This window comes from Flintibacter sp. SJQ-8, assembly GCF_054108085.1.
In genome coordinates this window covers 260,794-282,527 of record NZ_JBPJWR010000016.1, presented here as the reverse complement: position 1 = coordinate 282,527, position 21,734 = coordinate 260,794, and the positions used below count along the sequence as shown (strand labels likewise).

The 21,734-nt window shown below is 52.0% G+C and carries 22 protein-coding genes and 1 tRNA gene; 1 reads left to right on the top strand and 22 read right to left on the bottom strand.

Annotated elements, in window-relative coordinates:
* Positions 1-174 precede the first annotated feature (174 nt).
* Genes lgt through yfmF form a run of 3 tightly spaced genes read right to left on the bottom strand, consistent with a single transcriptional unit; the run spans position 175 to position 3,762 of the window.
* Positions 175-1,200 carry a prolipoprotein diacylglyceryl transferase gene (gene lgt, locus ACSAMP_RS12890; protein WP_457800710.1) on the bottom strand — a complete coding sequence of 342 codons (1,026 nt, stop codon included), beginning with the start codon at positions 1,198-1,200 and terminating at the stop codon, positions 175-177.
* Positions 1,197-2,477, bottom strand: a complete 1,281-nt coding sequence (yfmH, locus tag ACSAMP_RS12885; protein ID WP_457800709.1) for an EF-P 5-aminopentanol modification-associated protein YfmH — start codon at positions 2,475-2,477, stop codon at positions 1,197-1,199. The genes lgt and yfmH overlap by 4 nt, the downstream gene beginning before the upstream one ends.
* A complete protein-coding gene (yfmF, locus tag ACSAMP_RS12880) occupies positions 2,470-3,762 on the bottom strand; it encodes an EF-P 5-aminopentanol modification-associated protein YfmF (protein WP_457800708.1) in 1,293 nt (430 codons plus the stop codon). The genes yfmH and yfmF overlap by 8 nt, the downstream gene beginning before the upstream one ends.
* Before the next feature lie 944 nt (positions 3,763-4,706).
* On the opposite strand from yfmF, the gene ACSAMP_RS12875 reads away from it, so the two are divergent.
* Positions 4,707-4,800: transfer RNA gene (locus tag ACSAMP_RS12875), tRNA-Ser, on the top strand.
* 40 nt (positions 4,801-4,840) lie between these two features.
* On the opposite strand, the gene ACSAMP_RS12870 is transcribed toward ACSAMP_RS12875, so the two are convergent.
* The 19 genes from ACSAMP_RS12870 to ACSAMP_RS12780 all read right to left on the bottom strand — a co-directional run bounded on the left by ACSAMP_RS12870 (position 4,841) and on the right by ACSAMP_RS12780 (position 21,729).
* On the bottom strand, positions 4,841-6,127 hold the full coding sequence (locus ACSAMP_RS12870; protein WP_025543821.1) for a tyrosine-type recombinase/integrase: 1,287 nt from the start codon (positions 6,125-6,127) through the stop codon (positions 4,841-4,843).
* 147 nt (positions 6,128-6,274) lie between these two features.
* Positions 6,275-6,517, bottom strand: coding sequence for a helix-turn-helix domain-containing protein (locus ACSAMP_RS12865; protein ID WP_006354177.1), 243 nt, complete (start codon positions 6,515-6,517; stop codon positions 6,275-6,277).
* A complete protein-coding gene (locus ACSAMP_RS12860; protein ID WP_006354176.1) occupies positions 6,510-6,887 on the bottom strand; it encodes a type II toxin-antitoxin system PemK/MazF family toxin in 378 nt (125 codons plus the stop codon). The genes ACSAMP_RS12865 and ACSAMP_RS12860 overlap by 8 nt, the downstream gene beginning before the upstream one ends.
* A 580-nt stretch (positions 6,888-7,467) precedes the next feature.
* Positions 7,468-7,977, bottom strand: a complete 510-nt coding sequence (locus ACSAMP_RS12855) for an RNA polymerase sigma factor (RefSeq protein WP_025543820.1) — start codon at positions 7,975-7,977, stop codon at positions 7,468-7,470.
* A 467-nt stretch (positions 7,978-8,444) separates the two neighbouring features.
* Positions 8,445-8,942, bottom strand: a complete 498-nt coding sequence (locus tag ACSAMP_RS12850) for a helix-turn-helix domain-containing protein (protein ID WP_025543819.1) — start codon at positions 8,940-8,942, stop codon at positions 8,445-8,447.
* Positions 8,943-9,157: 215 nt separating this feature from the next.
* Positions 9,158-9,865, bottom strand: a complete 708-nt coding sequence (locus ACSAMP_RS12845) for a hypothetical protein (protein ID WP_457800707.1) — start codon at positions 9,863-9,865, stop codon at positions 9,158-9,160.
* Positions 9,866-9,878: 13 nt separating this feature from the next.
* Positions 9,879-10,280, bottom strand: a complete 402-nt coding sequence (locus ACSAMP_RS12840; RefSeq protein ID WP_206671251.1) for a hypothetical protein — start codon at positions 10,278-10,280, stop codon at positions 9,879-9,881.
* Positions 10,258-10,575, bottom strand: a complete 318-nt coding sequence (locus ACSAMP_RS12835; RefSeq protein WP_457800706.1) for a hypothetical protein — start codon at positions 10,573-10,575, stop codon at positions 10,258-10,260. The genes ACSAMP_RS12840 and ACSAMP_RS12835 overlap by 23 nt, the downstream gene beginning before the upstream one ends.
* A 15-nt stretch (positions 10,576-10,590) precedes the next feature.
* Positions 10,591-15,024, bottom strand: coding sequence for a suppressor of fused domain protein (locus ACSAMP_RS12830; RefSeq protein ID WP_457800705.1), 4,434 nt, complete (start codon positions 15,022-15,024; stop codon positions 10,591-10,593).
* 41 nt (positions 15,025-15,065) lie between these two features.
* Positions 15,066-15,635 carry a hypothetical protein gene (locus ACSAMP_RS12825; protein WP_457800704.1) on the bottom strand — a complete coding sequence of 190 codons (570 nt, stop codon included), beginning with the start codon at positions 15,633-15,635 and terminating at the stop codon, positions 15,066-15,068.
* A 14-nt stretch (positions 15,636-15,649) separates the two neighbouring features.
* A complete protein-coding gene (locus ACSAMP_RS12820) occupies positions 15,650-16,609 on the bottom strand; it encodes an NTF2 fold immunity protein (protein WP_025543817.1) in 960 nt (319 codons plus the stop codon).
* A gap of 57 nt (positions 16,610-16,666) precedes the next feature.
* Positions 16,667-16,915 (bottom strand): hypothetical protein, encoded by a 249-nt coding sequence (locus tag ACSAMP_RS12815; protein WP_006354168.1) that lies wholly within the window; start codon positions 16,913-16,915, stop codon positions 16,667-16,669.
* Positions 16,916-17,017: 102 nt separating this feature from the next.
* Positions 17,018-17,755, bottom strand: coding sequence for an SMI1/KNR4 family protein (locus ACSAMP_RS12810; RefSeq protein ID WP_008394714.1), 738 nt, complete (start codon positions 17,753-17,755; stop codon positions 17,018-17,020).
* A gap of 5 nt (positions 17,756-17,760) precedes the next feature.
* The gene (locus tag ACSAMP_RS12805) at positions 17,761-18,765 is read right to left on the bottom strand and encodes a hypothetical protein (protein ID WP_055180721.1); all 1,005 of its coding nucleotides are present in this window, start codon (positions 18,763-18,765) and stop codon (positions 17,761-17,763) included.
* A 13-nt stretch (positions 18,766-18,778) separates the two neighbouring features.
* On the bottom strand, positions 18,779-19,054 hold the full coding sequence (locus tag ACSAMP_RS12800; protein WP_025543815.1) for a hypothetical protein: 276 nt from the start codon (positions 19,052-19,054) through the stop codon (positions 18,779-18,781).
* Between the two features lie 14 nt (positions 19,055-19,068).
* Entirely contained in the window at positions 19,069-19,770 is a 702-nt protein-coding gene (locus ACSAMP_RS12795) for a hypothetical protein (protein WP_025543814.1), read from the bottom strand.
* Between the two features lie 46 nt (positions 19,771-19,816).
* A complete protein-coding gene (locus ACSAMP_RS12790; RefSeq protein ID WP_025543813.1) occupies positions 19,817-20,194 on the bottom strand; it encodes a hypothetical protein in 378 nt (125 codons plus the stop codon).
* A 9-nt stretch (positions 20,195-20,203) separates the two neighbouring features.
* Complete coding sequence (locus ACSAMP_RS12785; protein ID WP_025543812.1) at positions 20,204-21,064, bottom strand: riboflavin biosynthesis intermediates N-glycosidase; 861 nt, start codon at positions 21,062-21,064, stop codon at positions 20,204-20,206.
* Between the two features lie 41 nt (positions 21,065-21,105).
* Positions 21,106-21,729 (bottom strand): hypothetical protein, encoded by a 624-nt coding sequence (locus ACSAMP_RS12780; RefSeq protein WP_025543811.1) that lies wholly within the window; start codon positions 21,727-21,729, stop codon positions 21,106-21,108.
* Positions 21,730-21,734 lie beyond the last annotated feature (5 nt).

Genomic DNA, 21,734 nt, shown 5'->3' with positions numbered 1-21,734 from the left:
TACGAGGGTCAAGTCATTGTCCTGCCCGCGAAGTAAGCACAATCAAACCGCATAATGAAAGCATAAAAAATGCCCGCCTCAAAAAATCGAGGTGGGCATTTTTTCGTGTGCGCGGATTTGCTTAACTTAATGACATTGCCGCTCCGGGACCTGTTTTTCTGCGCCGATGGGGCGTTATTCTTTTTTCTCCGGCACCTCCGGGGGATCGGGCATCTGGCCCTGGGTGGGCTGGACATCCTGAGACTGGCCGGGAGTGCTGTCGGACTTGACCACTTCAGCATCCGCCTGGGCCGCCTGCCGGGCCAGACGGTCCACATACAGGGGGGCGGGATGGCGCTTGCTCCGCCGCCATAAACAGACTGTGGCCGCCAAGGCGATCACGGCGGATAAGGCCGCCAGCAGCTGAGACACCCGAATGGCGCTGCCCTCATAGAGATACAGGCTGTCGGTGCGCAGCCCTTCGATCCAGGCCCGGCCCAAACCGTACCAGAAGACGTAGAACAGGAAGCACTGCCCGTCAAACCGGCGCTTTTTGCCCAGGTGATACACCAGGAACAGGCCCGCCAGGTTCCAAAGGGACTCGTACAAAAAGGTGGGATGTACCCCAAGATTGCCGGACAGGATGGCCTGATAGCCCGCCTGGTCCACATAGCCCTGGTCCAGCATGTTCTGGGCGATGGACTCCCCGCACATCCGCCAGGGCAGAGTGGTGGGGCCGCCGTAGGCCTCCACATTCATAAAGTTGCCCCACCGGCCAATAAGCTGGCCGATGAACAGCCCGTGGACGCCCAGGTCGGCAAAGGCCAAAAAGCTGATCTTTTTCACATGACAGAAGAGAAGCAGCACCACCAGGGAGGACAAGATGGCCCCGTAGATGGCCAAACCGCCGTCGCTGTAGCGGAGGATGGCTCCCCAGTCCAGGCTGCCGTCCGCCCGGCGGTAGAGCCCCAGATTAAAAATGACGTAATAGGCCCGGATGGCCACAAGGGCCACGGGGACGGCACAGATCATCATGTCGGTGATCTGGTCCTCGGTGATGCCGAAGCGCTTGCCCCACTTGCCGCACAGGAACACGGCCAGCAGCAGGCCGCTGGCAATGATGATGCCATACCAATAGACGGGACGGCCCAGCAGGGTAAAGGCCACCCGGTTCAGGGTAAAGGTCAGTCCCAGGCCGGGGAAAGAGATGGTGTGGATCATTTCTCCTCCCCCTTGGGCCGGATGACGGCCAGGGCGGTGCGCTCCGGGGTCACCCACCGGGCGATGAGGTCCTGGGCCTCCTCCCGGGTGATGGCGGCAAACAGGTCGGCAAAGCGGAGATAGTCGCTGCCGGCGAAGAAGGCCTGGGCCTGGCCGATGCACAGGTTCTCAAAGGAGTTTAAGCCGCGGACCTTGGCCCCGTAGGCGCCCTTTTTGATCCGCTGCCACAGCGGGCCGTCGATGCCAACATGGCACAGACGGACGGCCTCGGCGGCCACAGCGTCCCGCACCGCCCGGGGGTCCTTGGACTCACCCCCGGCGCACAGGAAGGAACAGCCGGGGTAACTCTCGTAGCCATAGCTGAAGCTGCGGTTGATGAGCCCCTGCTGATACAGCTTGGCATACAGGGGGCTGGAGCTGCCCAGCAGGGCCTCCAAAGCCAGCTCGGCCACCAGCTCCTGCCGCTGGCCCGCCTCGCCCTTCTGGGGGGCGTCGCCCTTATAGCCCAGCTGGAACAGGGGGGTGGAAACCTCCATCTCCTCCGTCAGCTCGCTCTGGGCGACTCGGTCGGTCTTGGCGGGGCCGTAGTCCTTTTCGGCGATGGGACCGGCCTGCTTAGGTAGAATGTCCCGGGCCATGGCGCATACCTGCTCCGGGTCCACGTTGCCCGCCACGCACAGGACCATGTTGGCCGGGTCGTAGAAGGCCTTGTGGCAGGCGTACAGGGTCTCGGCGGTGATGTGGGAGATGGACTCCACGCTGCCCGCCACGCTGTCCCGGATGGGGTGGTTTTTATACAGGGCCTTCATCAGGTTCATAAACACCCGCCAGTCCGGGTTGTCCTCGATCATGCCGATCTCCTGGCCGATGATGCCCTGCTCCTTGTCCACGCTCTCCTTGGTGAACCAGGGGATGGACACGAAGGAGAGGAGGATGCGCAGGTTTTCGTGGAACTTCTCGGTGGACTCAAAGTAATATCCGGTGATGGCGGAGCTGGTAAAGGCGTTGGGGCTGGCCCCGTTGGCGGCCAGCTCCTGAAGGGCGTTGCCGTCCTCGGTGTCGAACATCTTGTGCTCCAGATAGTGGGCCACCCCGGCGGGGGTGTCGTGCCACACGCCGTCCAGGCAGAAGCGCCGGTCCATGCCGCCGTAGTTGGTGGCAAAGAAGGCGTAGCCCTTTTGAAACTCCGGCTTGGGGAAGACGAACACGTTCAGTCCGTTCTCCATCACCTGGTGATACATGGTCTCTCCCACGTGGGGAAATGCTTCCTTATTCATGCTGCCCCTCCTTGCCCTTCAGGAAATAGATGGTGTCCAGCTGGAGCTTTTGGGCCGCCTGGGCCACCTGCTCTTTGGTCACGGTCTCCAGCTGGGCGCACAGGGCGGGGATGTCCTCCTCCAGCCCGGCGGCGGACTGGCCCAGCCAGAACTCCTCCTGCCGCCCCTGGTCATCCAGGGTGGCCCGATAGCCGCCGATGACGGTGCGGCGGGCCCCCTCCATCTCCCAGTCTTCAATCTCGCCCCGACGGATCTGCTCCAGCTGGGCCAGGATCTCGTCCCGGGCGGTCTCGTACTTGTCAAACTCGATGCCGGAGGACACCAGCACCAGGCCCTTCATCTTCTCCAGCACGGAGCTGGCGTAATAGCACAGGGACAGCTTCTCCCGCACGTTCATAAACAGCTTGGACAGGGTGGTGCCGCCGAACACGGCGTTGCACAGCACCATGGCGGGGTAGTCCTCCTCCCAGCAGGTCACGCCGCCGGTGCGGAAGCCCATGGCCAGCTTGCCCTGGGTCACGTCCAGGGCCTCCTCCACGATCTGGGGCTGGGTCCCGGCGTTCAGCCGCACCTCGCAGTCTGGGACAACACGGTCCGGGTTCACCGGCAGGGCGGCCAGGGCGTCATGCAGGGCGCGCTCCACCCGCTCCGGCTGGGCGGAGCCGGAGTAGTAGACCTCAACTGCCGCCGTGTTCAGCAGGGCCTGATACCGCTGCCACAGGCTGTCCGGGGTGACGGACGCAGCGCTAGTCTCATCGCCCAGCTTGTCCACGCCGAAGGCCTCCTCCCGGCACATGACCTGGGCCAGGCGGTGGCTGGCATACACCCGCTTGTCGTTGATTTGGCCCCGGATGCGGTCCAGCAGGTTGGCCTTCTCCCCGGCCACATAGTCGGTCCGGAAGACGCCGTTTTCCGTGGCGGGGTCCAGCAGCACCTGGCCCAGCAGGGCGGCGGCGGACTCCAGAATGGGCTCCCCCTCCAGGGTGTAGGCGTCGTCCAGGAAACTGGCCACAAAGCCCACGCACTGGGTCTCGCCCTTTTTGCGCACCACGGGCTCGATGGCTCCGCCATACAGCTCGTCCAGGGCGGCGGACATGGACTCCATATCCGGGTGGGGCCGGGTGCCCCGGCGGAGCACGGCGGGGATCAGGGAATTCTCCGCCGCCGTGGCCCCGTCCAGGGGGGCCATCAGAGTGACGGACAGATACGCGCTTTTGAATTGGTTGGTGTGGACCGCGCGCAGCCACACGCCGGGGAACAGCTCCCGGCGCTTCACTTCAGACATAAACACGATTCCTTTCTTTTATGTCACGTGGGACCGGCAGGCGGGCCCACGGCATACTCCAGTGTCTCTCATCATACCACGACCACGGGCAGAAAGTAAAGCGCGCCGCCGCATTTGTCCGCCGGGCCGAGGGTGATCCCGTTTTTCACCAGTCTGCCCGTGGGGGCAGATGCCTATACCGAACGGGCTTTTTTAAAAGAACTTTGCCGCAAACACTTGATTTGCGCCCGGTTATCTGGTATTTTATTAGGAGCGCAGATCAAATACACGCAGCGGTATCGAAGTGGTCATAACGGGGCTGACTCGAAATCGTGTCGGTCGCTTTCCGGGGTGACCTCGCAAACCCTTGATACTTCGGGCTTCTTCCGCTTTTCTACACTTTTTCAAAACTGAATATCTACGGTTTTTCTACGCTTTGTCTACGATTTCTACACTTGGTTCTCAATCAGCCGGAAACCCGCAAAGCCTTGAAAATACAGCATGGAGATGTATCGAAGTGGTCGTAACGAGGCTGACTCGAAATCATGTTTCGAGTTTGGAAGTCCACACAACCGAAAAGCCAGTAATCATGCGGGTTTGCGGGCAAGTTCAAATCGTAAAATAGGGTCTGTTCTATCCTGTTGTTCTTCCCATTTTCTACGGCTTGAATTTTGCAGGAGAATGGCTATAATGAGAGCAGGCACCTGACGGTCACTTTCAGAGGTCCGTTTTGGGGTTCCGTAGTTACCGCAATCGTCCCTGATTTTCTGTCAACATCCAAGTTGGTATAATGATTCGAAATCAGGTTTCCTATGCGGAGTGCCAAACGGCTGAAACCCTTGGAACCATGCGGGTTCCAGCCAAGTTCAAATTGAATAATGTTGCTTGTTCTATCCTGTTGTTCTTCCCGATTTCCACCGGCTGAATTGGTCGGCGGGTCGGGACCAGGGATATAACATAAATTTGGAGATGTACCCAAGCGGTTGAAGGGTCCGCACTCGAAATGCGGTAGGTCGGCTCAAAACCGGCGCGAGAGTTCGAATCTCTCCATCTCCGCCATGAGGTCTGCCAGCGAAAAGCTGGTAGACCTCTTTCCTTTTTATGGAGAAACCGCCGATAGGTTTTGCAGCATGGGCGCCACAATGTCCTGCTCAATGGCTGCGGCGGATTGTTTTTTCGTGGCATATTGCAGATGCCCGTAAATATCCACCGTTGTTGAAATCTCACTGTGTCCCAGCCATTCTTTTACCTGTTCCATCGGAACACCGTTGGCCAGCAAAAGCGAGGCACAGGTATGGCGAAGATCGTGGAAACGAATGTGCCGTAAATTGTTCTTGGCAAGCAACTTCCCAAAGGTCGAGGACACATAGTTGGGTTTAATGAGATTGCCAATCACATCGACACAGACATATCCCAGATATTCTTTGTTGTAGGCGCGCCCGCACAGCTTGCGATTTTCTTCCTGCTGTTTCTTGGCCTCCAGCAACCGTTCTTTCAAAAAAGGAATCAATGGATAAGTCCGCAGACTGGATTTGTTCTTTGCCTTGTCCTTCTTAATCGTGACCCGCTCTCCCTTTACATTGCAGGTTGTTACCGTATGCCGAATGGAGAAGCAGTTATGGTTGAAGTCAAAGGCACTCCATTTCAAACCGATAACCTCACTGCGGCGCAGGCCGTAAAAAGCAGTCAGTAGAACTACCAGCTCGATCTTATGCCCCTTGATAACTTCAAACAGATTCAGGACTTCCGAATCCAGGTAGTAGTCACCCTTGAAGGGTTCAGGCTTGGAAATGATAATCCGGTCAGCCGGATTGCTTGGAATCAGATTTTTGTCAACCGCATAATTCAACGCCCCATGAATCAGAGCGTGGTAATGTTTAACGGTGGTCGGCTTGACCCGTTCCAATTCTTTCTCATAAAAAGCGAGAATATCTTGTTTGGTAAGGTCACAAAGTGCGACAGGATGCTCTCGGAAATACGGGGCGATGGGGTTGTTAAGCTGTTGTTCGTATCCCGAATAGGTCGAGAGTTCAATGGGCTTGCTGTCCATCACCCGTCCGGTAGCAGACTTGTACTTGTACTCAAGCCACTGGTACAGGAAATCCACAAAGGAAATCGCTGCGGATGACGGGCCAGACGGAGAAGCCGACTGCTGTGAGGCCGTAGCCTCCTGAAGCAGCTTTTCCGTCCATTCTTTTCGGATGGTGGGAAGCATATTGTTTGCCCAGGTCTTATTGCCCTTGACTTTCTTATGGGTGGGAATCCATTTGGGCTTTCTCTTACCGTTCTCATCGGTAAGGTTTAGAACCCAATAGAGATACCCTTTTTTCTCGGCCACATGGCCGGAGATTAGTTTGCTGTTTTCTTGCAGGTGTACCGCTGGCATACTGATCTGTTCCTCCTTTTGCGGTATTGAGTTCACCTACCAATGACACCTTTATTGTATCATCGGACAGAACAAAACTCCAGGTAAATCCGCGTCAGAATTGTTAACTTTCTGCGTCTATCCGGTGAAGATCGACGCCATAGCCTGCTACTCCGCAAAAGTGGAGCAGGTGATTTTCAAATAACGAAGAATGTGGGCTTTGGGGATGCGGTAAGCCCGTCCAATTTTAAGGTACTCAATTTTCCCATCTTTAAGTAACTTGTACCCGGTTTTTGTACTGACGCCAAGCGCCTCACACATTTGACCAATGTCCATCACATCCGGGTAGTCTTTTAACATCAATCGGTAGGCATCTCTGGGAGAGAGTAGGCCGCCGTCATTTTCATACATTGTGAGTCCTCCTTTCGTTGGGGTATCCTATGCCGATGCTGATTGCCAGGGCTGCATCTACCTCCAGCATTTTTTCTTTACTGATACGCCCAATGTAACCACGGAGCCGCTTCCGGTCTATTGTCCGCAGTTGTTCCAACAGAAGCAGAGAGGTAGGCGCAAGCCCCGGCACATTCTCAAGTAGGATATGGGTAGGCAGACTGTTCTTCGCTTTTCTGCTGGTGATGGCTGCTGCAACAACGGTAGGACTAAAGTGATTCCCCACATCATTTTGGATAACAAGGACAGGGCGGATGCCGCCTTGCTCGGAGCCGACCACCGGGTTCAGGTCTGCATAGAACAGATCGCCACGCCGGATAGCCTTTCGCATAAACTGACCTCCTGAATATTAAGTAAGCCGGAAAACGGGGCAGGCCATAAGACCTGCCCCATTTCCGGCGAAATACAAAATCCGATTTGTTTTCTTGTTATGTGCCATTTGTCCTTGACACCCCGCACATATTGGGAAGTCATCAGTGACCGGCAGCGAACCGGCCCACGGGAATCTCACCCCTCCGAGGATCTCTCCGAGCTGCCCCCATTGCGTGATCCTGCAACCAGATGGTTTCCAAATGTTATGGACTACTCTGATCTTAAGCAGGGCTGTGGCTGGACAGGAGTACCATTATGCCCCTTTCCGGTCATGGCCGCGCCGGGTGCTGCCCGGTTTTTACAGGCTGCCGTTACTCGCTCATACAGGACAGGATTGTATGCAAGACCAATTATGATAATCAGGTGGGATCTGCTCATCATGTCCGTATATCATGGCGCGGCCCCTGAATCGGCTTTAGCTCTTCGAGCTGGAAAGGGGGGATGTTACTGATGAATGAGTATGCGGTTGTCAAGGTACAGGTGAAAGAAGAACACTCGAAAGAATGCCTTTCACCTATCGTCCTGAAACCGCAGGGGTGTCAACCCTGTGCCGCAAAATATTTTTTAAGTTTGGCAATCGCCAGGTTTATGGACTTGGCAACGGCTTGATGGCTTGTCCCTTCCATGCGACCGATCTGCCGGGTAGAGAGTCCCTGAAAAACATGAAGCCGGAATCGCCGTTTCTGAACCTCGGTCAAAGCGCCCACTGTAAAAAGCTGCTCCAGGGCTTTCCAGGCATACTTGCGGTTCTGTATGTCAACAACTCGTTCTTCCCATTCTTCATCCAGAGCGCGAGTGGCACAATGCTCCGTTTCCTCCAAACCGTGGATCGAAACATCCTTGCGGGTCTGGGCGCTCTCTGCCCGATCCTGCTCATAGTAAATTTGATCGGACAGGGCTTTCAGCTCTGCAAAGTCATGTTCCGTTTTGTCAGGATTCTCCTTCAGATAATCCTCCAGTGTGATTTCTATGATTTCGTTATGAAAGCGATAAACGATATTTGGGCTGTTTTTGTTTATCGCATAGTCGCTTTTGCGATAATTTTGCACCTCTGTTACCTCCGATTTGTTTTTTGTGGAAAACAAATCGGAAGTGGTGGTGCTCGACACCAGTGACCAAGTAGTCGAGAACAAATCAAAAAGCGGCCGAATCTGTAACTCAGTACAAATTCGACCGCTCCAAGTCGTTTATTAAAAAGTCCGCAGAAAAAGCATCTTTTGGCAGGTGGAGGCTTTTCGCTTTTAGAACAATACTCCCGGCCACCATACTTCCATATAAAGATGATTTTCTTTGTCTTGTAAGCCGTGTGTCGTGGTGCGTAAAGACAGCGGAACAGCATAATGCGCTTCTTGAGGTATTGTATAGTGCATCAGACTCCTGTCCATACAAACGGACGGCACACCGGCAGCATCACTCCCTTTCTTAATTCAAATATATGTATTTCTACCGACAGGTCAATGCTGCCGAGCCGAAATAAACCTATTCAGTTTAAGATCAACTCTGCATTGTCCGGTCATCAGCGATTATTCTTTTTTATGCGGATAAAGTCAGTAATCAGAAGTATCAAACCGATTATTCCAATCGCAACTATTACATAGCTTTCATGTAAAATTCCATGAAAGCCAAGAAAGCCACTAAATCCGGTTAAATGGACACCGTTTCCGGTCATTCCCGAAATAGGAAAACGAACAGAAAGTCGCCATAATACAAATATAATCAGCGCCGATATTCCAAACAAACTTCCTCCAAGCCACGTTCTCCATGACATTCGCTTGTTTCCTTTCAATGCAGATTCTTGTGGTGGGGTCGGCTCGGTAATATTGTCCTTTAACAAATAGTCAGTAGATACCTTAAAACATTCACTTAATGAGACGATTTTTTCCAGTTCAGGGGATGCCAAGCCGTTCTCCCATTTTGTGATGGCCTGCCTTGATACTCCTATTTTTTCTGCGAGTTTCTCCTGGGACAGTCCCATCTTTTTTCGTTCCCTTTGAATCTTTTCGGGTAACTTCATAGTGAACCTCCTCACTTTCATTCTATTTTTTCTGTGGTAGCCACTCTACCACCCCACCTATGTCAATTCGGCAACCAGTGGTAGCAATAAAAAAATTATGAAATATTGCAGAAAAGCTCACCGAAACGGTGAGCTTTTCTGCGATAATCAATATTGTGGGTAGCTGCCTATTTTGGTTCTTCCCACAGATGCCCACACATTTTCATAGAGAGAATCTATCCTTCGTTTTTCCCAATCGCATCCGCTAATTGACCACTGACGGCATCTATGTAGAGATATACCCCGTCCCGATCACAGTGGTACAGGTTAGAGTAGCTTGTGCTCTCATTTGGGCTGATGGGGTTGGGCTCTACCACTTCAGTGGCCTCCAACAGACCGACTCCTGACTTTGCAGCAGCAGAAAGTGCTTTTTTCAGCACAGCAATCTGTCCATTGCTCCAAAGCCCCTCCAGATCTTCAAGGACTTTTGGGTCCTGCTCCATGTCTTTAAGAAGTTGTATAACTTGATCTGGAGACAGATATACACCGGAGCAATAGTTTTCGATGATTCGGTTCTGCATGGGGTTTTGAAAGGAAACAGGAGTGATTTGTTCCCATGAGGTGAAGTACCGCGCATATTCTGGCTTTTGCTCCACCAGGAAAGAAAAGGCACTGCCTCTGGTGTAATAGTAATCTCGGAAAAATCCTTGGATTACTGCAATATAGAAGCCGTGGCTTTTGTCAAACAGCTCGTCAGCTTCCGTTTCAGCCCCAACCCGCAAGGTATTCAGATATTTTTCGGCATAGAAATCCTCCATCCCATACTGCGCGGCAAGGGCCAGCACTTTTTCCTCCTGTCCCTGCTGTATCCAGGTTAAGGGAGTAAAATACCATTCCCGCATTTCCTCTGGTGAAATCGGGTGAAAACTCACATCGTATCCCACTAAATCCGTCCTTTCACTCCCACTCAAAAGGCTCTTTTAAGTGGTGTTTTTCCATGATTTGCTTTTCTAAAGCGAAATAGGCATCCATATCCTCTGGCTGCGCTGGAATACCCTTGTCCCCCCACCAATAACCGTTCCCATAGTAGGAAAACATAGCCCAGTAATAAGGCAGGTCATGGCTGAATATCGCCACATCCATGGCATTGTCCACTGGCGCTGCCAACGGTGAGCGTTCCACTATCTGGGAGGCTTCCTCATAAGAGATCCCCACCAGCTCCACCAGCAGGTGCTTCACCAGTTCGCAGAAGCTGTACTGGTTGAATATGACCTGACCATCCTCATCTTTGAACACAAGTCCATCACGCAACACTTTTGGGACAATACCTCCTTCTTCATCGCTCAGAACATAATCCAAATCTCTGCATGATCCCTAACAGCACCTCAGCTTCACGAATCTCCTCATTGAGTAGGTCATCATAGTCATGTTCCAGCTGCTCAGCCCGGTCAGAAATCCAGCTAAACTGCTCCTGCGCCTGAACATACTGCTGATGGACGAACTGATATTCACCCAAAAGGCAGCGCGTTTGAGTTTCGCTGACGGTATCTCTGTTTTGACAGACAAGCGCCGACAACAAACTTTCCAGGGCTTTTTCCTCAAGTCCTCTTGATAACTGCATTTCTGCTTTTTGAAGATACAACTGTGTTGTCATTTGAGTAGCCTCCCGTCAATCCCACCAGAAGTACCAAACAGTGGACTGCCGCAGCACATCGGCCAGAGCGCCCACAGTGGCGTCCTCCGGCCCCTGGTCAATCACATCGGGACAGAAGCCATACAGTTCCACTGCTGCATCCATAGCCTTCTCCTCGGAAACGGGAGCCGGGAGCAGGAACTCCAACTCGTCGTGGCTCATGGCAGCGGGCACCGCCCCATGCTGTTCAAACCAGTATTTCGCAACTGCCATTAACTCTGGCGTGTTAGGACATTCATTCCAGCCACCAAAGGGCAGATAGGCAAAAATCTCCCAAGGATTCTTCACGGGGATTTTAGCCAGAATGAGAGGATAGGTCATATTATTATCGGAATTCCAGTAGCTTGAAAAACGACGGTTATCATATCCGCCCTCCATCTCGCCCAGAATCTCCTCATCCCAGTCCATATCGTCATCCTCGGCTTCTTCCTTGCGCTGCCCAATCATTTCCTCCAGGACTGCCTTACTGTTCTCAACAGGGGCGGAGAGCATTTTCTTCCGGTATTCGGCGACTTTGTCCGGGTCGAAAGCAAAGTCGTCCTCGCCATCGCTGTCCGGGTCAGAATTCATAATCAGGCATTCCCACAGGATTTCGTCATCCGCCTTAATCAGAACCGGCACAAAGCCCTCTTTGACACTTTCCCGTTTGGCATAGTTATATGCCGACATGATGGGGTCATCATCCGTCATTGAGGGGAAATAGGTACATTCACAGTCCAGATATTCCATCATGGCTTCCGCAAGGTCTGAAGGCTCCAGAGTGGCCTCATCGAAACTCTGTCCCTGCCAGTTGGCGAACCGCTTTTCCATGACTTTTGCCATAGCCTGATAATAGTTTTCATCAAATGGGATGAACAGATAGGCTTCATCCTGGAACTTATCGGAATAATATTGCTCTGAACCGAAATACTCCAAAGCATAGTTATCAATGTCGCTGGGGAAGTACGGGCTATCCGCCTCGCCATAGTAATATCCAGCAAAGGCTGCGCCCTCCTTGTTGAACAGCGCCCCAAAGAGCTGTCCTTTCAGCTGGTCCCGGATAAAGCCACGCAGATCGGCGCGGCTCAGATCTGCCATAAACGGCTGCACCTGCTCCCAGTACCGCTCCATAAATTCCGCGCTCATCAGATCATGCTCTATGCACCAGCGCAGATAGATTGCCATGTGGTTGTAGGCATTGATCTCATTCACCGGCAAGCCCTTTTCCTGAATGGATTCCAGGTGCCATGCGGCATCGTCCATATCGCCGGTGAATTCTTCCTCTGCAAGCGTTCCTCTGGTGATGGCATTCTGGCGGGTGGGATTAACCACAAAACTGATGCCTGCCATTTTTTTAAGCAGAGCGTCCGCATCATGCTCCATCTTATACTCCATCTCATTCCGATAGAGCGGGATCACCTGATAGAAGTTGACCTCCTCGCCGCTCGGCAAAGTGCAGACTTCGCCTCCGTTCCAGACAACATCCTGCGGACCTACCAGAAGTGCGGCGCAGAGTTCCGTATCCTCTGCAAACGGCGATTGCTTATCCATTGTGTGGCCAAAGCCCAGCCAGGTATCGTTGGAAATAGGCAGGCGTGCCAACACTTTCAAGAGACCAATCGGCCAGTACCACCGCTCATCCTTCAGGGATTCCTCATCCAGTTTCCAATCCGGTGGCAGAGCGATGGCCAGCTCTGCTCGTTCCAGCTTGTATTCCGCCAGTTCCTCCGGCACATTCATCCGGTGAGCACCCATGCCCATCGTTACCAGTGTGTAATAGTCCCGCTCATCAGAGGGAGGAACAACGCAGATGTCCACATGGATGTCAGGGGAAACCAGCTCATGGAACACATTCTCAAACTCACCAAAGGTGTTTTTGATATGCTGCTCTATCGCAGACATCTCATCCTCCGAATAAACCTCCGGCTCGCTGTTTTTTCTTGAGGACCAGAAGGCATCCGCCTTCGTGCCGTCCGGGTTCAGGAAAATCTGAAAATACTGATCGTCTCCCGGCTGTTGATAGACAAGACCAATGCGGCGGGTCTGGTCCACAAACACACCTGTTAGAATGCCCTCTGGTTCTCCTTCGGGGGTGTGGGTCAGCCATTCACCGCTGTCCAGCCGTTCCTTGAGCTGCCGCAGCCAGTCGGCTCCCATCTTGGAGAGGCCAGCTTCATTCATACGGAAGGAGAGCTCCACAAGATGTTCCTTCACCGGGTATTGGAATTCACAGCAGGGGGAGTTTTTCTCATAGTTATACCGCTCTGGGTGGAACAGCTCATAAAATTCAGCAAGCCCTGCTTCGTCTACTCGGATACAGGCTATGGCACGCTGTTTATCATCAGCATCTTCGTCCCGCCCCTGCTGGAGCATTTGATCGGCACCGGGGTCAATCCAGTGGCACAGCATCTGCTCCAGGGTAGCTCCGGCTTTGATCTCTTTTTTCAGGGTCAGGAACTCATAATCGCCCGGTTCCAGTTCCAATCCATGCTTGACGGCATCTAACGCGCCGGTTTGATTGCCAAAATGCGCCCGCAGCTTGCCCACCTGTAGCCAGATCCAGGGGTAGTCCGGCTCCTCCTGGGCACCTTTTTCCGCGTAGCTGAAGGCTTCTTCCAGTCTGCCGCAGTGCATCAGCGCCACAGAATACCGGTAATACCAGGTAGCGCAGCCTGCGGCATTTTTCTCGGAATCCTTCATCCATTCCACAGTGCGGTAATAGTGGATATAGTCATTCAGATTGTTGCTGGCGAAGGCGTACCAGAGGGCAATCTGAAGATCCTGATGAGCCTGCTTTTCGCTGAATCTTCCTTCTTCTACGCCGCTTTTGATAAAATTCTCCAGCCAATCGAGCATTTTCCCAAAGTAAGCGGCAGTTCCTTCATCAAAGGATTCCAGTGTTTCAATATCCTCCGCCGAGAGCAGGGAGCCAGTTTCCTCATGAATATCAGGCTCCGGTTCTTTCTCGTCCAGCAGCGGCACACCACCCACATCCCGCCGGAATGCGTGGAAGTGAGCATAGGGCAGGTCGCTTCCCTCAAAGAATGCCTGTGCTGCTGTTAGTACAGCGGGCAGATCCCAGGCGATAAAATCCAGATACCCACAATACAGACCAGTGGCCCCACCCAGGAAGGTCACGGCTTCCTCTCCTGCATCCCGCAGGATGGCATCCCGCAGGTTATCCCGGAAATCCAGAATGGCTTTCACTCGTTCCTCACCGGTAAAACCGGACAGCGGGTACAGGAGGAATCCAGCGGCAATGCCATCCTTGTGGTACTCATCCACCATATCACTGCGGGCAGTCAGGTAGTCGTTGATGAGCACCGGCAGGCGGCAGCTTCCAGTATATACATCCAGCCGCCAGTCAGCCTCCGGGTCCTCCACCGGTTTCAGTTCATAGGCAAGGTAGCTGTTTTCCAGGTAGTCGCTGCCATCCCGCCAGAGAGAAAGTCCCATGCTTTGCAGCAACTCCGGCAGTTCAGAAAGCAGCTTGGCCGGTTCGTCTTTCGGCTGAGCATAAACATCAAACCCAGCAACAAAGGCGATAGCGGAAACTTCTCCGATGGTTTGATCCACCAGCATAGAGAGTGCCCACCAGACCTTGTCTGTGTCCTCTTTCAAGATCGGCGTCAGCTTTTCACAGTAAAGGACCAGACTTACCTGATGATCCTCTGTTTCCTCTGCCCACATCTGCACATCATCAGCCCGAACTTCGATCTCTCCAGCCCGCAGCTCGAACCCCTCACAGGGCTGGCGGCCTACCCAGATATTCCAATGCTCAAGCACCGATTCTGGGGCCTGCTTCTGGAAGTACACCAACGGGAACAGGCGGGAGCGAAGGCCCTCTGGACTGAGGATCAATTCATACTTTTCGCCATTGAAGCCCAGCTCAAAAGAAGTATCACGCAGGGCCGTTCTGAGCGCATTCCCGCATTTTTCAACCAGTTCTTCGCCGCGCTGGTGCGTTTCGTCAGTTTCTATGATTTGACGCAGTTCTGCCTCAATCTGAGAAAAGGCTGCCCATCCTTCCTGCGTCCTTTCACGGAAGTTCTTTTCAAAGCGGGGCAGGGACAAACGACGGCGGCAATCGTCTATGTACTCTTGGGTATCTTTGTCTCCGGGGCGGGCTTTCAGTGCCTTTTCAAAGTAACGCAGGGCGGGGCCTTCCTCATCCAGACAGTAATAGGCCAAAGCGATTCGATAATTCCAGCAGTGATCTTCGGCAAAATACTCCTCATGGGGAGCCAGAAGTTCCAGCGCCTTTTCAAAAGGCTCCCGTTCTCCTATATGTGCAACGGCAATATATGCCTTGGCCAATTCGCTGTCCAGTTCCGGGGTGCGCTCCTCGGCAGGAATCGCTTCCAGGGTGTCGATTACCTTCTGCGCTTCATCCTGTTCAAACCATTGCTGGCATTGTTTCAATAAATCCATATCATGATCTCCTTTTCCATCTTCGGTAGGGATAGGTTTCACTAATAAGCAGAGCTTGTAATTTCAAAGCTAAAATTCATATCTGCATTTATGGTGGCTTCTTCATTTGTGGCTGGTTGTATCACAAACTCAAATGTAGGTTCATAGTCCCCGTCCTGCAAGGTTTCTCCACCCAAAATCTCGATATGATACCAGCCATTTGCAAGCTCAATCATCGGCTTCTTATGCACTCTATAGTAAGAAATCAGATATTTCACCTTTTCAGGCGTAAACTGTTCCAATATTGGCCATGTAAAAAGCATCAGCATATTATGATCTACTTTGAGGGAATAGCCACTTTTTCTAAGCTGCAATCGGTTTCTTTCTTTGCACAGCTCCGGTCTATCACCAGAGAGATTGAACAATATGGTATAGGGATAGTTTTCAATACCGGTCATTGGGATTACAATTCCTTCGGCAAATATCCTGTCGCCGCTTTCGTTTGTGGTAAACTCCATCGCTAAATCATCTGAAAGATGATTTGCCTGCTTCCAGTCCTCCAGCAACAAAATGTCACCAAGGAGAAAATAATTAACAAGATCGTTTAATACTTCCGTAAACCTATATATCATCCATTATGCCTCCCTTACAATCCTGTCCGTTGCCAGCCGTCCAGCCGCTCCTGCACCGCGTCAATCATCCAACCCTCGCCCACGCGCTTCATGAGAAAGCGGCGGTCAAAGCTGGTATTTTTCTCTCTGGTGTAGATGTAGAGCTTGTTCTTAGTGATCTGTTCCGCGTCAAGGAATTCTTCCCCGTTGTAGGTGCCCTGGGCGCTGTATGAGAGGGCCAGAGGCCGGTAGCCCAGACGGGGCTTTTCGCTCACATACTTCTCCCAGATCGCCAGCAGGCGGGGCACAGCCTCGGCATCTTCAAACCCAACCTGCTCCATGTACTGCTCCCATTCTGTCATTTCGGCAAAGAAAGCGGACAACACATTGCGGCATTCCGACGCTGCCTGCTCATCCAGCTGGACGGGCTTTTTGGCCTTTTCCCGCTGGAGCTGGGAGAAGTGTTCCATCTGCTCCTTGGTAAATTGCACATGGGCCACCGGATGGATGTAGTTGTTGCCGGCGACAGCCAGTAGTCCATCATAAGTAACAGCAGTGTGGTCGATCCAGATGTGGGAGAGTTTGGGGATGGAGGCTGCTCGAAGCAGACCGGCATCCTCCAGCCTGGTGTGGTCAAGGGCCAGTAGATCCAGCTTACAGCTTTGCAGGGCGGACAAGCCGCTTCCGTCGATCCCGGCATTCCCGGTCAGCAGCAGATAGCGCAGCTTGGGCATGGCGGAAAAAAAGGGGAAACAGGCGTCGGTGAGGGCGCCGTTCTCCACGCCGAAGTTGACCATACTTTTATGCCCGGCAAAGGGGGCAAGCAGTTCATCCGTCACCGGATACCCTTTCACATGGAAGCCCACCAGGGTGTAACCGGCCAACCGCTCCATGATCTCTGCGGTCAGCTTCGGGACTTCAAATTGTTTCTCTCTATCTAAGGCCAGGACACCATTTTCCCAATCCGCTGTCCGCGCCCGTTTTGGCCATTCCATAGCTTTCCTCCTTACTCCTGTGCTCAATCTGCTAACATTTCATGGGGAAATCTCTTTTCAAATATCCCAGTCTATGAAATCTTCACGGTTCAATACAAAGTGCTGATACAGGCACTTCAAATTTTCCTGTTCATCCCGTGAGAGCTTCGCCCCGTTTTCATACTGTAAAGTGTCGGCATACAGGATAAAGCCATCCACTTTTCCTGATGAAGCCCGAAACTCACCGTTTCCAATAATAGCAACATCGCCACATACAAATGTAACCGAAGAAGAAGTGGTATGGATTTTCATAATTGCTTTGATCATGACTTCCTCCAAAAATCACATCATTGTGTACTTTGCTCATTTGGATTGTCTTTAGCGGGCTCCAATGCCGATGAATCGCACCTGCACAACGCAGCTTCGACCTTACAGATTGCGGATATATGCTTGATCTTCCAGAAACTTTTCCAACGAAATCTGCTGCTTTTCGTACATCAATCCCCAGCGGTCAAGAGAGTTTTCCAGCGGGGCGGTTCCGGTATCAAGACCGGAATAGATCAAGAGCGGCAGTTCTTTCAGCCTGTCTTTTGTCTGCTGAAAGCTGCTGTCGCCAAAATGCTGTTTTAGAAACACCAGAGCCTTTTTGGTGTCGGAAATCCCGGTTACAATCAGGCGGATGTAGTGATAGGGATATGCTGTTTCATATTCCTGCGTTTTGGGTACATCCAAAACGCTTTCGAGAAAATCTTCCAAACAATCAAAGGCAGGCTGAAAGTCCCAAGTTCCGGCGCCATGTTCTGCCCAGAACACGGCTGTATCGTTCCGTCGCAGGTCCAGGCAGTATGGATCACCAGCATCAGACGCAATCACCACAAGATGCTCGTCCCAATCTTTAATTACCTTTTGTTCCACAGGATTATAGGCGTATCCCTCCTGGCCCTTCACAAGGGTATCCAGTCCCCACAGTTCCAGGGCCTCATAGGTATCATTGCTCCACACGGTTCGCAGTCCACAGCAGCGCTCCAACAGCATCCAATAGTCTGCCGGAAGTTCCCAGCGTCTGCGGATCTGGCTCTTATACTGCTTGGACATGGCTTGCTCCATCGCAGGTATATCAATTTGTCTTAATAGCTCGTCCAATAATTGCTCCAATCGGCTTTTCATCAATATCACCTCTCATTTTCGGGTGATACTATTCTCCACCCGGATGTCTGCACCCGGATAACAGGACGGAAAAAGTCATAGTCATTGTGAATCTCATTATCCTCCCGAACCTCCGGTTTACAGTGAGGGGAACAGGGTAAATATCCAAGCAAAGGACCCATGCCACCGCAGACATTGCAGCCGCCGTCGCCGCCGCAGGTGGTCAATGTTTTCCCGTCTACCAACTCCCGCTTATAGGGGTCGTAGGCGATAGACAGGCCAAAGAAGTTGGGCTGCTCCATGTCGTATGGCTTACCCTGATCTTCCCCGTTTTCAAAGTGGTGCAGTTTCATCTTGTGGTCCAGTCCATCCCCCCAGGGAAACAGGGTGCGGCATCCGCCCCCGCACAGATAGGCCCACTCATCCGGCGTGGGAAGGCTGGCTGCCAGCTCCCACAACAGGGACCGCTGAAATTCCGGGTAGGTCATTGGATGGCACAGCCACGCTCGCCAGCTATCACCATTGCGTTCAAAGCGGACAGTTTCGTGTATTTCAAAGCTCTGGCTGTTCTGGCCCGCCCACTTCTGCAAGTTCTCCAGCCAGTCGGGGTGGGCGGTGATGCGTGGATCGTTCATGGGTACGCTTTCCCAGCCAATTTCCTCCAGTTTTCTGCCCACGAACATGGGGGCGATGGTCACCTGGCGTACTGGGGTCATGCCCTGCCTGAGAAATTCCTCCGCAGAGCCCTCATATTCGATTTCCGCAAAAATATCCGCCAGTTCCTCTTGGTTGGCCTTGTCCATTCCTTGGACAAAGCTCTCCCAGCCAAGAATCACGGTATCGCCCGGGACAAAGACAAACTCCCGGCCACCTTTTTCAAATAGGCCGGTGGTGCAGCTTTGTCCCCAGCGGGAAAAGGCGTATAGTTCCTTGAATGTCAAATGATAACGAGTCGCCAGCGTCTGCATCAGCCAGAGCTTATCGGACAGTTTCAATGTATCAAATTGTGGTCGAAATAAATTCTCGTTCATAACAAGACCTCTTTCAATTTGCTCCGGCAGACTGTGATTCCTTTTCCACAAGGCGAACCGCCTCCGTCAACAGCTTGGGAAGCTGATTCCTTTCTGCTGTTTCATACTGCTGGACTGGATGCGTCCAATCAAAATTTTGAATGATAGAAATGATGTATCTGTCCTGATACCAGCCCATATCCAGCAGAAAGCAGTTCGGATATTCTACTTGCAGCATATCTTCTTTTTGCGTGATATCCAAAAAGATAATCTCTCCAGTGCCAAAATCCATCTTTGACCAGACTTGCACGGCAAAATTCCTCCTCACGATTCTCCGAAATGCTCCAGGTACAACTTCCGCACGGAATAGGGACCAACAAGGGTCGTTTCCTTTCGGCCATCCCAAGAATACACATGAATTTCGCCTTCATCCCCAATGTACCGCTGTTCCTCAAAGGGTGCGGGAAAGGGGAAGCTTTCTACAATGCTCCAATCAATCTTGGGCTTCAGCCCATCAAACTCCTCGCGCTTGAGCCTTTTGAAATTGAACACCAAGGCCGCTCCAATTCCATCGAAAAGCAAATCTGCGTATTCTCTGGGGGTAATATTCTCGCTCACATTGGCAGCTTTGATGTCCACATTCAGAACCTTGTCGCCGCAGTTTGTCCATATTTTATTGGGAGAGAACCAGGTAGTCCGATCTTTGCCGCCTGCAAAGTCCTCGCGGAAATAGCTTCTGTTGGCGCTGTCCATCTCGACCCCTTCCCGAAGCAAGCCGTTGTATGAGGAAAGCGGAAAATATCGGTGTTTTGCCGGGTCAAACTGGTCAAACGAAATGTCCAACAGATACCCATGCTTCTCACTACGCATAAGCTTGTGTGGCTTCACAATGTTTTCTTCGATGAAACTCCAAATGTACTCGTCCACATGAATAGATACACGAGGGCGACTGAATAATGTGATTTTGTAGTGATCCTCTCTGTCCATTCTCTCCGTATTGAACCAAATACGATGAATTTTAACCATAGTTATCCCCTCGCGTGATTTCTGCCAACGACACTTCTGTTTCCGCCTAAAAAAGTAGTTCACCGAAAAACAGCCTGAGAGTTACGGCAGATAATGATTCAAGCTGTGGCTTGCTGAGAGGAGTGTAGTGAAGGACGATTTCTCCATACAACTCCGTGTTGATGTGGTGTTCTTCCAGATACCGCAGAACCTTTCGGTTGTTCCGCACGATATTTAGACGAAACCTGGTATTATCAAGGGCATATTCAAAACAGTCCGGGTCAATCAACTGACCATTGGCTGGATCGTTCATTTCCAAGCGGAGTGCTTCCGCGCCGGTCTTGCGGGAGAGTGTAAAGTAACCATCCTCCAGTTCAAAGAACAGGCAGGACAGCCCTTCCTCATTGTCCAGCTCCCAAGTCATTCTTTTTGCAAATAATTCCATCATTTTACCTCAGACTGCGTTCCAGTCGCACAACATTTCATTCTGCGTGACCCGGCGCAGTTCGTCCCGTACCTCCATTAGAGCAAAACCCAGCAGGTTTTGCCCCCGCCACTTCATCGGGTCCTGCGCCTCCAGGGAGTTGGCTGAAAGCCGAATGCCCCAGATGTTATCGTAGGGACTGGCCTCCGCCAGCACACTATCTCCGGTGGAGAGGAGAAATTCCCGCAGGTTGCGGTTCTGGCTGAATTTGCACCAGTTGCCATTCAATACAATGGCGTATTTGAACTTGTCCCATACCTTCTGGTCAAACCTCCGCACCTTGCGGCCCAGGGCCTTGATCTGTTTCGGGTCGCTGCATTTCAAAATTTGCTCCCGAATCTCCTGATCGCTGAACAGTTCCGCCTTGCCTGCCATCATATACTGCTCCATACAAAGATAGGTATTGGCAACGGACCAGAAATCCTCCATCCACCACTGGCTGAGACAGCTTTTTGTCAGCTGGCCGTCCTCGGCAGGCTGATGGCCCCAGAACAGACACAGTTCCCGCTTTCTCCCCATGGAAAATTCCTGCTGGAGCCACTGGCGAGTGTACTTAGGGCTTCCTTCCGGCTGCCACGCATTCACCCAGAAGTCCCCATGTTCCAGCACTTCGCTGCTATCTTCGTCATCCCACCAGCCCTTCCAGGTTACCGGCTCGGGAAAGAGGGTGCGGTATTCTGTCTGCTCATCCGGGGAGAGGGTGTCCAGCCAATCGCCAAATCGGTATATGTAATCCTCCCCATAGCCCATGCGCCAGCCAATAGAGTATCTCTCGATCTCCCGGTGGGCCAGCCAAGGGGGAGGCATTATTTTCTTTTCCTGTAATGCCATATCATTTTCCCTCGTCTCACAGCAATTAAGTTCTTGTTTTCCTACCATATAATCAAACTTCCGTCTGTTGGTAAGATTGGAACTCCGTTTTCATTTTCCAGATTCGTTTCATGCGATGCAAATCTTCCACTCCAGCCAAGCACGATATGACCATCCTTGTAAATATCAATGATCCGGCTGAAAAATAGAGGGAACTGAGGAAACCTTTCAAGGAAGTATTGTTCAACCAGCAAATATTGCACCATTCGGCACAACTGAAGATCTATACTGTCAGGAAAGCCATAATCACGAAGGAATCTTTTTTCCACCGAGTTTAGATCGAGGCCATTTGCCTTCAATGCTCTTTTTTCATAAGTGCGCCAACTGGCCTCCACACATGGCATGAATTCATTCTGGTAAAACTTCCACCCAGCCGTTTGCAGAATAAAGGTATCTGCACGACAAATGCCTTCTTTGAACAAATTCGTAAGGCAGACGGTTCCTGAGTAGTTCTTTGTATGCAGCAGTAGTTTTTCTGCTCGTTTTGGGTCCTTTTCCTGAAGATATGGGTAATACGATGGTTTATCATACGGAACTCCACAACAGGAAAACCAGGGTATTTCATCGAAAGAACAAAGGGTTTCATTCATTCCTTCCGTAAATACAATCTTTTTCTTGAAAAGCATACTCA

Bases quoted from the DNA above. Each gene is read 5' to 3' on its own strand.
- lgt (WP_457800710.1), bottom strand. From the start codon at position 1,200: ATGATCCACACCATCTCTTTCCCCGGCCTGGGACTGACCTTTACCCTG.
- yfmH (WP_457800709.1), bottom strand. From the start codon at position 2,477: ATGAATAAGGAAGCATTTCCCCACGTGGGAGAGACCATGTATCACCAG.
- yfmF (WP_457800708.1), bottom strand. From the start codon at position 3,762: ATGTCTGAAGTGAAGCGCCGGGAGCTGTTCCCCGGCGTGTGGCTGCGC.
- ACSAMP_RS12870 (WP_025543821.1), bottom strand. From the start codon at position 6,127: ATGCCAGCGGTACACCTGCAAGAAAACAGCAAACTAATCTCCGGCCAT.
- ACSAMP_RS12865 (WP_006354177.1), bottom strand. From the start codon at position 6,517: ATGTATGAAAATGACGGCGGCCTACTCTCTCCCAGAGATGCCTACCGA.
- ACSAMP_RS12860 (WP_006354176.1), bottom strand. From the start codon at position 6,887: ATGCGAAAGGCTATCCGGCGTGGCGATCTGTTCTATGCAGACCTGAAC.
- ACSAMP_RS12850 (WP_025543819.1), bottom strand. From the start codon at position 8,942: ATGAAGTTACCCGAAAAGATTCAAAGGGAACGAAAAAAGATGGGACTG.
- ACSAMP_RS12835 (WP_457800706.1), bottom strand. From the start codon at position 10,575: ATGACAACACAGTTGTATCTTCAAAAAGCAGAAATGCAGTTATCAAGA.
- ACSAMP_RS12830 (WP_457800705.1), bottom strand. From the start codon at position 15,024: ATGGATTTATTGAAACAATGCCAGCAATGGTTTGAACAGGATGAAGCG.
- ACSAMP_RS12825 (WP_457800704.1), bottom strand. From the start codon at position 15,635: ATGATATATAGGTTTACGGAAGTATTAAACGATCTTGTTAATTATTTT.
- ACSAMP_RS12820 (WP_025543817.1), bottom strand. From the start codon at position 16,609: ATGGAATGGCCAAAACGGGCGCGGACAGCGGATTGGGAAAATGGTGTC.
- ACSAMP_RS12815 (WP_006354168.1), bottom strand. From the start codon at position 16,915: ATGATCAAAGCAATTATGAAAATCCATACCACTTCTTCTTCGGTTACA.
- ACSAMP_RS12810 (WP_008394714.1), bottom strand. From the start codon at position 17,755: ATGAAAAGCCGATTGGAGCAATTATTGGACGAGCTATTAAGACAAATT.
- ACSAMP_RS12805 (WP_055180721.1), bottom strand. From the start codon at position 18,765: ATGAACGAGAATTTATTTCGACCACAATTTGATACATTGAAACTGTCC.
- ACSAMP_RS12795 (WP_025543814.1), bottom strand. From the start codon at position 19,770: ATGGTTAAAATTCATCGTATTTGGTTCAATACGGAGAGAATGGACAGA.
- ACSAMP_RS12790 (WP_025543813.1), bottom strand. From the start codon at position 20,194: ATGGAATTATTTGCAAAAAGAATGACTTGGGAGCTGGACAATGAGGAA.
- ACSAMP_RS12785 (WP_025543812.1), bottom strand. From the start codon at position 21,064: ATGGCATTACAGGAAAAGAAAATAATGCCTCCCCCTTGGCTGGCCCAC.
- ACSAMP_RS12780 (WP_025543811.1), bottom strand. From the start codon at position 21,729: ATGCTTTTCAAGAAAAAGATTGTATTTACGGAAGGAATGAATGAAACC.